The sequence below is a fragment of the Nitrincola iocasae genome, from assembly GCF_008727795.1.
GTDB lineage: Bacteria > Pseudomonadota > Gammaproteobacteria > Pseudomonadales > Balneatricaceae > Nitrincola > Nitrincola iocasae.
On the sequence record NZ_CP044222.1, the window covers coordinates 467,339 to 479,818 of the forward strand.

At 47.1% G+C, this 12,480-nt stretch carries 6 protein-coding genes and 2 rRNA genes; 4 read left to right on the plus strand and 4 right to left on the minus strand.

The genetic code is table 11. The features are described 5' to 3' along the window. The first annotated feature begins 22 nt into the window (after window positions 1-22). From F5I99_RS02275 to F5I99_RS02290, 4 genes are all read left to right on the plus strand, one after another. Window positions 23-3,102: ribosomal RNA gene (locus F5I99_RS02275) — 23S ribosomal RNA — on the plus strand. Between the two features lie 142 nt (window positions 3,103-3,244). Next, window positions 3,245-3,360: ribosomal RNA gene (rrf, locus tag F5I99_RS02280) — 5S ribosomal RNA — on the plus strand. A 372-nt stretch (window positions 3,361-3,732) separates the two neighbouring features. Beyond that, entirely contained in the window at window positions 3,733-4,209 is a 477-nt protein-coding gene (locus F5I99_RS02285) for a DUF2489 domain-containing protein (protein ID WP_151053456.1), read from the plus strand. Then, window positions 4,209-4,583 carry a hypothetical protein gene (locus tag F5I99_RS02290; protein WP_151053457.1) on the plus strand — a complete coding sequence of 125 codons (375 nt, stop codon included), beginning with the start codon at window positions 4,209-4,211 and terminating at the stop codon, window positions 4,581-4,583. Before F5I99_RS02285 ends, F5I99_RS02290 begins: the two co-directional genes overlap by 1 nt. A gap of 5 nt (window positions 4,584-4,588) precedes the next feature. Here the strand turns inward: F5I99_RS02290 and F5I99_RS02295 are convergent, their stop codons facing one another. From F5I99_RS02295 to F5I99_RS02310, 4 genes are read right to left on the minus strand one after another with little or no spacing between them, the layout of a single operon-like run. Next, a complete protein-coding gene (locus tag F5I99_RS02295) occupies window positions 4,589-7,210 on the minus strand; it encodes a hybrid sensor histidine kinase/response regulator (protein WP_151053458.1) in 2,622 nt (873 codons plus the stop codon). Next, a complete protein-coding gene (locus F5I99_RS02300) occupies window positions 7,210-8,178 on the minus strand; it encodes an ABC transporter substrate-binding protein (RefSeq protein WP_151053459.1) in 969 nt (322 codons plus the stop codon). The genes F5I99_RS02295 and F5I99_RS02300 overlap by 1 nt, the downstream gene beginning before the upstream one ends. Continuing rightward, window positions 8,178-10,292, minus strand: a complete 2,115-nt coding sequence (locus F5I99_RS02305; protein WP_151053460.1) for a TonB-dependent receptor plug domain-containing protein — start codon at window positions 10,290-10,292, stop codon at window positions 8,178-8,180. The genes F5I99_RS02300 and F5I99_RS02305 overlap by 1 nt, the downstream gene beginning before the upstream one ends. A 39-nt stretch (window positions 10,293-10,331) precedes the next feature. Continuing rightward, window positions 10,332-12,452, minus strand: coding sequence for a TonB-dependent receptor plug domain-containing protein (locus F5I99_RS02310; protein ID WP_151053461.1), 2,121 nt, complete (start codon window positions 12,450-12,452; stop codon window positions 10,332-10,334). Window positions 12,453-12,480 lie beyond the last annotated feature (28 nt).

Genomic DNA, 12,480 nt, shown 5'->3' on the forward strand with positions numbered 1-12,480 from the left:
AACAGACGCCTTCGGGTTATATGGTCAAGTGAATAAGCGTGCACGGTGGATGCCTTGGCAGTCAGAGGCGATGAAGGACGTTGTAGCCTGCGAAAAGGTACGGGGAGCTGGCAAACGAGCTTTGATCCGTACATGTCCGAATGGGGAAACCCACCTGACACTTTAATGGTTTTAACTGCGCGAAGCGCAGGTCAAAGCCCCCTTGCGCAAACGTGAGGAGGTGGAGAGAGGTAGAGTCATTAAAGTGTCAGGTATCTCTTAGCTGAATACATAGGCTTTGAGAGGCGAACCCGGGGAACTGAAACATCTAAGTACCCGGAGGAAAAGAAATCAACCGAGATTCCCTAAGTAGCGGCGAGCGAACGGGGAGCAGCCCTTAAGCTGCGTTATGGTTAAAAGAACGCTCTGGAAAGTGCGGCCGTAGAGGGTGAAAGCCCCGTATTTGAAAACCTAAACGTAGTGAAAACGAGTAAGGCGGGACACGTGATATCCTGTCTGAAGATGGGGGGACCATCCTCCAAGGCTAAATACTCCTGACTGACCGATAGTGAACCAGTACCGTGAGGGAAAGGCGAAAAGAACCCCTGTGAGGGGAGTGAAATAGACCCTGAAACCGTGTACGTACAAGCAGTGGGAGCCGTTTTAATACGGTGACTGCGTACCTTTTGTATAATGGGTCAGCGACTTACTTTCAGTGGCAAGCTTAACCGCATAGGGGAGGCGTAGGGAAACCGAGTCTTAATAGGGCGTCAAGTCGCTGGGAGTAGACCCGAAACCGGGCGATCTATCCATGGGCAGGTTGAAGGTTGAGTAACATCAACTGGAGGACCGAACCGACTACCGTTGAAAAGTTAGCGGATGACCTGTGGATCGGAGTGAAAGGCTAATCAAGCCCGGAGATAGCTGGTTCTCCTCGAAAGCTATTTAGGTAGCGCCTCATGTCTCACTCTGGGGGGTAGAGCACTGTTTCGGCTAGGGGGTCATCCCGACTTACCAACCCGATGCAAACTCCGAATACCCAGAAGTGCAATCATGGGAGACACACGGCGGGTGCTAACGTCCGTCGTGAAAAGGGAAACAACCCAGACCGCCAGCTAAGGTCCCAAAATCTAAGTTAAGTGGGAAACGATGTGGGAAGGCTCAGACAGCTAGGAGGTTGGCTTAGAAGCAGCCACCCTTTAAAGAAAGCGTAATAGCTCACTAGTCGAGTCGGCCTGCGCGGAAGATTTAACGGGGCTCAAACTTAGTACCGAAGCTGCGGATGCGTGCATTTCACTTAAGTACACAGAAGCGATTGTCGGGCGCGAAGCGCACGACCAAGCGCCCCCCGAACGTTGAGTCGGGTGAGGAGTGTCAATTAAGTGTATTTAAGGAAATGCACGCATGGTAGAGGAGCGTTGTGTAAGCCGTTGAAGCGAAAGCCGGGAGGCATCGTGGAGGTATCACAAGTGCGAATGCTGACATAAGTAACGATAAGACGAGTGAAAAACTCGTCCGCCGGAAGACCAAGGTTTCCTATCCAATGTTAATCAGGGTAGGGTGAGTCGGCCCCTAAGGCGAGGCAGAAATGCGTAGTCGATGGGAAACGGGCTAATATTCCCGTACCGGCTGTAACTGCGATGGGGAGACGGAGAAGGCTAGGCCAGCATGGTGATGGTTATCCATGTTTAAGGGTGTAGGCTGGTGGAGTAGGTAAATCCGCTCTGCTAAGGCTGAGACTTGATGACGAGACTCGTATGAGTTGAAGTGGTTGATGCCCTGCTTCCAGGAAAATCCTCTAAGCTTCAGGTTACAGACGACCGTACCCCAAACCGACACAGGTGGTCAGGTTGAGAATACCAAGGCGCTTGAGAGAACTCGGGTGAAGGAACTAGGCAAAATGGTGCCGTAACTTCGGGAGAAGGCACGCCGATGAAGGTGAAGGACTGGCTCCGTAAGCTTTTGTCGGTCGAAGATACCAGGTGGCTGCGACTGTTTATTAAAAACACAGCACTCTGCAAACACGAAAGTGGACGTATAGGGTGTGACGCCTGCCCGGTGCCGGAAGGTTAATTGATGGGGTTATCTTCGGAGAAGCTCTTGATCGAAGCCCCGGTAAACGGCGGCCGTAACTATAACGGTCCTAAGGTAGCGAAATTCCTTGTCGGGTAAGTTCCGACCTGCACGAATGGCGTAACGATGGCCACACTGTCTCCACCCGAGACTCAGTGAAATTGAACTCGCTGTGAAGATGCAGCGTCCCCGCGGCTAGACGGAAAGACCCCGTGAACCTTTACTATAGCTTCACAGTGGACTTTGAATTTGTTTGTGTAGGATAGGTGGGAGGCTTAGAAGCGTGGACGCTAGTCTGCGTGGAGCCAACCTTGAAATACCACCCTGACAACTTTGAGGTTCTAACTTAGATCCGTTATCCGGATTGAGGACATTGTGTGGTGGGTAGTTTGACTGGGGCGGTCTCCTCCCAAAGCGTAACGGAGGAGCACGAAGGTACCCTCAGGCTGGTCGGAAATCAGCCAATGAGCGCAAGAGTAGAAGGGTGCTTGACTGCGAGACAGACACGTCGAGCAGGTGCGAAAGCAGGTTCTAGTGATCCGGTGGTTCTGAATGGAAGGGCCATCGCTCAACGGATAAAAGGTACTCCGGGGATAACAGGCTGATACCGCCCAAGAGTTCACATCGACGGCGGTGTTTGGCACCTCGATGTCGGCTCATCACATCCTGGGGCTGAAGCCGGTCCCAAGGGTATGGCTGTTCGCCATTTAAAGTGGTACGCGAGCTGGGTTTAGAACGTCGTGAGACAGTTCGGTCCCTATCTGCCGTGGGCGTTTGAGATTTGAGAAGAGTTGCTCCTAGTACGAGAGGACCGGAGTGAACGAACCTCTGGTGTTCCGGTTGTCACGCCAGTGGCATTGCCGGGTAGCTACGTTCGGACAGGATAACCGCTGAAAGCATCTAAGCGGGAAGCCCCCTTCAAGATGAGATCTCACTGGGCCCTTGAGGCCCCTAAAGAGTCGTCCGAGACCAGGACGTTGATAGGCAGGGTGTGTAAGCGTTGTAAGGCGTTGAGCTAACCTGTACTAATGGCTCGTGAGGCTTGACCATATAACGCCCAAGGCGTTTGGTTGGTGAGCTGGTAACACAGGTTCTAAAGAACCACATGATCGATACACGGTTGTTGCTTGTAGTGCTATAAGACAGAGTTAAATACATCTATTTCGAACCAGTCCGAGTTGTTCCAGTTTTGTCTGGCGACCATAGAGACGTGGAACCACCTGATCCCATCCCGAACTCAGTAGTGAAACGCGTCATCGCCGATGGTAGTGTGGGGTCTCCCCATGTGAGAGTAGGTCATCGCCAGGCACTTAATACTTAAAAAACCCCTGTCACTTCGTGGCAGGGGTTTTTTAATATTAGCTCGTTGAGCTACTCGCACATGGCCATGTGACAAAAGCGCGTAGCGCGTTGAACGTCGGAGCCTGCGACGACGGCCCCGAAGCGCAGCGCGCTGAGTGGGTGAGGGCGTAGCCCGAATAAAGTAGGTCATCGCCAGGCACTTAATACTAAAGAAAGGGTCATCCGTCAGGGTGGCCCTTTTTTTATGCTCACCGCACCCATGGGGACGTAGGAGCAGCCATGTACATAGAGTCTATAAATGTCAGCAATTCCGCTTCAATGATATGATTACACAAAAGCTGTAATATAGTGTGTCTCCCTCTGAAATGAAGAGTTGTTATGACTATTACCTATTTATTAATTTCAGTATTTGCTGTGCTCTGCGTCGGTCTTGGTGTTTATATTGTTTACCTGCTGCGACAAAATAAGCAGAGGCAACGGAAAAACACTAATATATCTGAAGCTTACGCAGCCTCCGCACTGAAGCAGCGCTCTTATCTTATAGACAGTATTCGGATTATTTCGCGCGGGATCCTTGAAGAACAGTGCCCGCTAGCAGAGGGTTGTATTCGTATAAAGGTTCTCCTCGATAACTTGTCACCACAAATGCATCAGCAGGATTCACTTGCTGTTATTGAGCTGGTTTATGGTAAAACAGAGCATATTCCCATGCTGGATGATTGGAAATCTCTTTCATCTGAACAAAAGCGCAAGTATCAGCAAGAGTTGGAGGCGGTAGAACAGCAGCATGCCGAAGCGATACGAGCTGCCGCAAAATTGTTGCGTGACTATCCATTTGAGCAAATGGCACATTGATGGAGTTTTTGATTGTTTTTATAGTCAGTGCCTTTTTTCTGTTGCTTATCGGTGTCGCCATGTCATTTGGTAAGTCACCCAGTTACAGACCAGATCGACACTATGTATTGAAGCTAATGAAAGGGGTAGAAGATCGTACAACAACTGATCAGGCTTGGGATATGTTGATAGGTTACCCAATCAACCATGACCCGGAGCTTGAAGCTATTCGCCGACAGCTTGTTGATATACATGAAGGTCATGCAGGTGTTCCAGCGGCGCGTCAGGGTATTAACGGCTATATTTATGATCGTGAAAGTCGTCAGCGGTTACAAAAGATAATTGTTCAGTTGGAACGGTTGATTGAGGAATCCCCAGTTATACGCGAATTTTGATTATTTCAGAGTTTGCGCATCCCCTTTACAATTCGCGCAAGTTGGTTGTAAGCACTCCATATTTTACGTATGTCCTGACTAATAACGGCTTTACGTAATTGATGGGCTATATTTTCAATTTCCGGATGATCGAATAAACCTGCAAAACCATGTAACTGATGTGCGTTACGACCTATAGCTGCATAGTCTTTCGCATAAATCCTTGACTGAATCTCTTTCAGTTGACGGTCTATTTCCTCTTCAAACTCAAGCTTATGCCAGGAGTTAGTTGATGCTTCTACTGTATTGTTGGGTTTTTTAATATCCAGAGTGCTCAGCAGTGCATAAAGTTTCTCAATATTAAGAGGTTTGATCAGTATTTTATTGATTCCAAGCTGATTGAGTAGTTGTTGCTCACGCGAAGAAATATTTGCAGTCAAGGCGATAATATTAGTATTTGGGTGCTGATTGAGTATCTGGCGCGAGGCTTCAATGCCATCCATATCGGGCATGTTGATATCCATAAGCACTATGTCAGGCATTTTTTCGGTGACTGCTTCGATGGCTTGTGCGCCCGTCACTACTTCACGACTGCTGATGCCTGCCTGTTTGAGAATGCGCTTGATCAGCAATCGATTGTAGTCATTATCTTCAGCAATTAGAATTTCCAGCTTGTTGAGTTGGTAATTTGTATAATTCTTTCCCTGCTCTTGTTGTTCAGGATATTCCAGTGCAGAGAGAACCTGAGTGGGCGATACAGGCTTGTTGAGTATGCTGGCTTTGATTTTTTTCAGGCAATCCCAACGAAAATTGGCTGGTAGTAATAGAACCAACTTTACGCCTGGAAAGCGTTGTCGCAGTGATTCCGTTTGACGTAATAACAATTCAGTGTCTGCTTCAGATGCGGAGTGACTGAGTAAAATATGGCTAACAGGTTCTTCTGAACTGAGGATGTCTTCAAGACGTTCACTAACGCGGCAGTGATAACCATAGTGTTCAAACATTTCTAAAAGACTTTTTCGTGAGGCTGCATTTTTTTCTACAACAGCAATGCAATAGTTTTCTGTTGCTGTCTTGATCGAAAAATCATCAATCAAGTCAATGCTGAAAAGTTCAGTTTCAGTTGTGAGTGGTAGCTGAATATCAAATGTTGTTCCTTTATCAGGCTCGCTGTGAACTTCAATATGACCTCGCATGAGCTTCACCAGGCGGTATACTATGGCCAAGCCTAGTCCTGATCCACCGTATTTACGGCTGATACTGTTATCCGCCTGGGTAAAGGACTCGAACATCTTGCTTTTGTATTCTGGAGAAATTCCTATGCCGGTATCCGATACGCTGAGTGCCAGTAGCTGTTCCTCCGGTTGATAGTGGGTATGTAATACAATGTGTCCTGTTTCTGTAAACTTGATGGCATTGCCGATCAGGTTGGTTATTATCTGACGAATGCGTGTTGGATCACCAGACAAGTGTATAGGCAGATTGAAGCCACCACTGAAGATTAGTTCGATACCTTTGGCATGTGCAGCGGGTGCTTGCATCTCTAATGCCTGATGAATCAATTGTTGCGGATGAAACTCGATGGTTTCAAGTTCAAGCGCATCGGACTCCAGTCGCGTGAAATCTAACAGATCGTCTATCAGTGTTAAGAGCATCTGCGATGTGTGGTCAACGATTTTGAGATAATGCGCACGTTCCTGCTCACCGCTGCCCTCTTGGATCATTCGTGTAAAGCCTATCACCGAGGTTAACGGAGTACGTAGCTCGTGACTCATACGCGCAAGAAAAGCATCTTTAGCACGATTTGCTGAGTCGGCTTTTTCATGTGCCCGCATTAATTGTTGATTCTTTCGTTCAAGTTCCTGCAGGCTTACAGATAAAGCCTGAGTAGCCTGGGTTATGCGGGTTTCCATATGTCGATTGGACTGTTCCAGTGACTTTGCCAGCTCATTAATCCCTTCACCGAGCTGATGAAACTCATCTGTCTGGCTTGTTGGTGCTCTGACACCCAGGTTTCCCCTCCTGAGCTGTGAAATGATGCTGGATAGTTGTTTTACGGGTTGGCTAATCTTTCTGCCAAAGTAACTTGATAGGGAAAAGGTGATCAGAAAGCCACTGAATATAATAAATAGACTGTTGCGAATAATGAGCAGTTGTTGCTGACGTATTGGCTCATCGGAAAATATTAGCGTTACCCAACCAACGGTTTCAATAGACGTTTGTTCGGCAAACAGTTCGGGTACGGTTTCAGTGCGTATGGGCGTTGGGATAACCGGGTGACTAAAATACCAATGATCATTAATCAAGGCCGAGGACTCAGGCGGGGTGCTGAGGGACAGTTCAAAAGTGTCTTCTCTGTATATGATGTTCATATCTTGATCCATGAACAACACGTCGATCACCAGCGGGTTTTGCATCAACTGGTGGCTCAAAGGTTTAAGTTCTGCTGCATTGTTACTCAGAATGCCGAATTCAGCGGCCGCTGAGAGTAACTCACTTAGTTCTTGTCCCTTTTCTAGCAGACCGGTTCGAGCATAGTTGAGTTGCGTATAGGTGAAGAAAAATCCAAGTATGCAGGTAATCACTAACATTGGAATTAGTGATAGAAACAGTACGCGTTGTCGGATATCAGAATTGAACTGTGGCATCAGGGGCGTACCTCAGTCAGCTGTTGGCTCAGGATTTCTACTGCAGGTAAATCAAGTCTAAGGGTTCTGGCGGCTGATCGATTGATGTCTAATGTGAACTCTAGCGGATAAGACGGTTCTGGCATTGTGTCAGTCCTGCTTAGCTGATTCAGTACTTGACTGGTTTGTTGAGCCAGTTGTTGTGGTGTTGTATACAATGACACAACAGCGCCGGCCTCAGCATAGCTGGCTGAGAATCCAATTAACGGAACGCGGTTTCGCAGGGTAATGTAGAGCGACCAGCGCGTTACATTTCGATTGAAACTGGCGCTGTCCGGTAAGGATAGAAATATATCACTACGCTGTATTAAGGGGGTGAGCACTTGAACTGGATTCTGTTGTTCATCCAGAAAGGCGTGTTGTGCTTCAAAACCGGCGGCTCTGCTGAGTGTATTAAAGTCTTGTTGCTGATAGATAGAACTACTGCCAAATACTGTACCGATCGATTGTGCTCTAGGTGCAATTAAGCGGGCCAGGTGTATTTGGCGCTGTAATGGTTGATCCATAAATACAGCGGTAACACCTGAAGTGGCTATAGTGGGTTCTGTTCGATATTTGACAAGGAGTTGTAGAAAAGTTTGTGATGGCAAAAATGTACAGACAACTCCAGTATTTTGCCAGGAAAGCTGCACCGCAGTTTCGCAAGCACGTGTGCCTATGGCTAGGACTAGGTCAGGTATGGGTGTTCTGTTTCTGTCCAGTTCTTCCAAAAAAAAGGTTTGATAATCCGTAAAGCCTTCGGTTTTTATGGCGTTTGCCAGATCTTGATAGATGTGATGGCGGTCACTTAATAGTATAACTAGTGTTTTCGAATGAGCATGTAATGAGATTAAAGACAAAAAACACAGTAGTATGGTACAGCCTGCTAAGCGGCTGGCTAATCTGCATGGTATGATTTTTAGTCTTTCCCTACACATCCTGTTCGCCATTAATCCATTGTCAGTCTGAATTGCAGAAAAGCCCTGGGATCAAACTCGTTATCCTGATAAAAGGATTGATAGCTACCGTGAAGAGCATTCTGGACGATGGCAGATAATTCAATTTTCTGCGAAGCAGTACGCCATTGCCGTGTCAGTTTCAGGTCCAGTCGCTGATAATGCTCTTGTTGGGCCAGTGTCCCATAACTACCACGCCATCGCACCTCATCCATGAAATAATAAGTGCTGCTAAGGTTAACATCATTTGTCAGCTGCCAGTTCAGCAAAGCTGAAAGCGTATGTTTCGGTGCAAGTTGTCCGCCAGGAAAATGCGTGAACTCATCCGGTTGATGTCCTTGGTGCCAATGACCAGCCTGATTATCAAGGTAACTATAGTTAAAAATTAGCCAGAAGCTATCGTTAGGTTGTAATTTTAGCTGTGCCTCAAGGCCTTGATTTCGCCAGTAGCCACGGTTCATTCTCATGCCTGCCTCATCAGCTTGCTTGACGTTGACGATGGCATCAGAAATGCGTTCGTGAAAAATTCTCAGGTCAATATAACCATTTAATGGAGTCAGACTGTGTAATAGCCCTACTTCCCAGCTTTGTATACGCTCAGGCTCCAGTTCTGTATTAGGGCGGTCAATGTAATGGAACTGATCAGGAGGTAATTCAATCCGGTAATTTCCCTGGCGCTCCAATATTGAAGCCAGGCGCTCACTGTGGCTATAACCTATACGTATACTGGTATCATCTGATAATTGTCGGCTAACAGCCGCGCGGGTCGATGTCGCTTTAGAACCTCCGGATTGCACTTCATGAATTACACCCAAGTTGGCCAGTGTTTTAGTAGTGAGTTGAAACTCACTACTGTGAAACAGGCGATAACGCTGGTCGCGGATATCTATCTGCTGTAACAGTACAGGGCTACTGGCTGCATCTCGACGTAATCCCAGACCGGTAAAACTGCTAAGGTTATGACTGTGAGTTTCCAATGCAACTTCAGTGTCGAGAACGTGAGTTTTACCGTGCTCTCGATAGCCTCTGAATTCTGGATTTAACTGTTGCAGACTGTCTGCCATGGCTTGGGTTTGCAGCCCTTCTGGAAGATAGTAGGTCAGTATATCCTCCACCGTCGGACGTGATTCATTTAGCACGAGGGCATTGCGGTAAGCACTGATATGTAGTGTGGTATCTGGGGTTAGCAAGTGTGACCAGTTAATTTGTTGATAATTGGCTCGGTAATCAGAGCGACTGATATAGTGCTGATTATCAGGAAATCGATGGTAAGGATATAGATAGCCTAAATGCGTATAGCCTTGATCCATACCGACATGCAGGTTGAGTGTGTCATATAGACTGGGGGCAAAACTGAGGTCGGCACTTAGGAATTGTCTTTGGGCGCTATCATTAAATCGTGTGCTGCCGGCGTTAGACTCATGGCTTGCACTTATTCTGTAAAACGCACCTTGTGACTCACCACTATAACGTAGATGTCCGTTTTGAGTCTGCTTTGACCCCAGGGTACCTGATGCGCTGAATCGGGCTTCTGTTGCGGGATGTCGAGTTATAAAATTGACGGCTCCCATGAATGCATTGGAGCCATAAGTGGCTGCATTTGAACCCCGAACAACCTCTACACGTTCAATATCGTCAGGGTGCAGCCCCAAGGATGTCCAAATCACGGTGGATAACAGTGGTAGATAGACTGACCGGCCATTGACCATTACCTCCAATTGGTTGGGGAACTCGTCATTCATGCCGTGATAGCTGGCTCCCAGCTTATTAGCGTTGACATGGAACACCTGAAACCCCGGTACCAGCCTCAGCAGGTCAGGTAGTGTTTGTGCACCGGAAGCCGAAATAGTAGCGCGATCCAGTACTGTCACTGAGGCGGGGGTGTTATGGAGGTTCTGTTTTAGCCGACTGGCCACACTGACAACTGGGATGTCAGCCAGGAAATCAGCTTCATTTAATAGGGGGTGATTACCCGCAAATGCCAGATTACCTGACCCTAACAAATAGATCAGAATAATATTGGCAGAAAATGAGCTGCTTGGATGTTTAGTCTGGCAGCCGTCTTGAGTTAGCTGCGTTGGTTCAGATGCTTTCAGGGTCTGTAGCATGCGGGTCCATCCACAATAGGTTCCGGTTTTATCAAAACACTAGTGATATTTTAAACGAAATTGTATGAAAAAACGACGATCAAAATTGTGATAATCGTAGAACTCTTGATAGCTAGGGCCCAAGGCATTCTGAACCGTTAAAGATAGCTCAGCTTGAGTTTGAGGGCCCAGTGTCCAGTGTTTTGCGGCGCGAAGGTCTGTGCGGTTGTAGGTGTCGCGGTCATCACCTTCAAGCCAGTGCATCTGATCGACGAAATAGTGGCTAGCACTCAAGTTGATATCAGGACGTGGTTGCCAATTCAGCAGCAGCGACGCGCTATGGCGAGGTGCGAGCTGAGTTCGGGTGAATGGTTTGTCTGCAGATAGCGCAAACGTTTTTGCTGTATTATTGATGTAGGCATAATTAAGTAAAAACCAGAAGCTATTGGTAGGTTGAAGTCTTAATTGAAATTCAGCGCCTTGGTTCTGCCAGTCCGCAATGTTTTTACTGACCCGAATCGTTTGGTCACTTGGGTTTAATTCATCGGTAAAAGCTTCTCTATAAGTGGCTATGCCCTTAGTGATGTGCTCATTGAAAATACGTAGGTCTAAATAACCAGGCATCGAGCTGAATTTATACAACAATCCAGCTTCACGACTCAATATGTGTTCGGGCTCCAGGTCTGGGTTGGGTCTGCGAATGGCATCAAATATTTGATTTTTATCGGGCGTGAAATAAATAGTAGATTGACTGTAGCGCTCATGTAGCGAGGGTAAGCGTTCGCTGCTGCTTAAACCAAAGCGAAGTGTGACATCTGGAGTGATATGTAAGCTTAGTGCCGCACGACCAGATGTCGCTGCAGGGCCTGATTCCTCTTTCTCGTGCATAGCGCCCAAATTGATTGTATACGCTTGGCTAGGGCTGATAACGCTGTTAGCAAACAGTCTGAACCGGGTTGAGTGCACATCGCCCTGGTCAAAGAGCGTATCTCCCTTGCCGGTATCTCTTCGATAACCGAGACCAGTTGATGTTGATGTTTGGCTTTGTTGGTGAACAATTGAAAATTGTAGGTCTTCTTGACGTGTCGAACCATTTTCACTCAAGACTCTCAGACTAGGATTGCTATCAAGAAGTTGTTGGAATAAAGCTTCTTCAAGAGCGAAAGCTGCAGGATTTTCCAGCCAATCATTATAATCATCATAGTCAAGTTCAGATCTGAAAATATCATCTAAAGTCGGAGGCGCTTCAGATAAGGTTAATTGATTCCTATACCCAGTTAGTTCAAAGGTTGTGTTTGGATTAATAATATGTTCCCAGGATATATGCTGAAAGCTAGAATGGTATTCTCGTTCTTGTGTAACTACGCTATTAAAAGTTTCAGGTGCTTTTAAAGAGCCAATTGTAATATGTCCACGATCTATGCCTGCTCTGAGATCGATTTGATCTCGTAATGTTGGTGCAAAGCTACCACTGAAATTCAAATAGCTTCGTCTGGCACCGTCACTAAACAGCTTGCTTCCCGTGTTTTCTTCATGAGCGGCTGATAGGCGGTAATGCCCCATAGAGGTATTGCCACTGAAGCGCAGATTGCTATTGGCGGTATCTAATGATCCTAGCGTCACAGATGCAGAGGCTTTCGCTTCAGCCGCTGGGTGCCGCGTGATGATATTAATGGCGCCTAGAAATGCATTGGATCCCTGTGTGGCTGTATTAGAGCCACGAATGACTTCTATACGTTCGATATCGTCTAAATGCAGTGCCAGCGATGTCCAGTCAGGTGAGGATATCAATGGCATATAGACTGAACGACCGTCTATCATGACCTCAAGGCGGTTAGGAAAGTCATCACTGTATCCATGATACGTAGCCGCATATTTATTGCTGTTAACATGGGCTACCTGAAACCCCGGGACCAGGCGTAACAGATCAGGAACTGTCTGAGCTCCGGATGCTGTAATAGTTGCGCGGTCTATAACCGTCATGGATACCGGTGCATCACTTTGATGCTGAGACAGGCGTGTTGCTGAGGTGACCATGGGAATATCGATCAGGAATGCAGATTCATCCAGATGTGATATGTCAGCAAACACCACTGCGGCATAGAGGAAGCTCGTTAGTCCGGTCAGGAGTAAAGCTAGCTTGTTAACCTTATGATGGGGCATTAATGAATCTTCGCTCATAACCGGGCTGGTATCAGAATCAGTTTAT

What these genes read in the sequence shown, in the direction of transcription:
- F5I99_RS02300 (WP_151053459.1), bottom strand. Translation starts at nt 8,178, where the DNA reads ATGGCGAACAGGATGTGTAGGGAAAGACTAAAAATCATACCATGCAGA.
- F5I99_RS02285 (WP_151053456.1), top strand. Translation starts at nt 3,733, where the DNA reads ATGACTATTACCTATTTATTAATTTCAGTATTTGCTGTGCTCTGCGTC.
- F5I99_RS02310 (WP_151053461.1), bottom strand. Translation starts at nt 12,452, where the DNA reads ATGAGCGAAGATTCATTAATGCCCCATCATAAGGTTAACAAGCTAGCT.
- F5I99_RS02295 (WP_151053458.1), bottom strand. Translation starts at nt 7,210, where the DNA reads ATGCCACAGTTCAATTCTGATATCCGACAACGCGTACTGTTTCTATCA.
- F5I99_RS02305 (WP_151053460.1), bottom strand. Translation starts at nt 10,292, where the DNA reads ATGCTACAGACCCTGAAAGCATCTGAACCAACGCAGCTAACTCAAGAC.
- F5I99_RS02290 (WP_151053457.1), top strand. Translation starts at nt 4,209, where the DNA reads ATGGAGTTTTTGATTGTTTTTATAGTCAGTGCCTTTTTTCTGTTGCTT.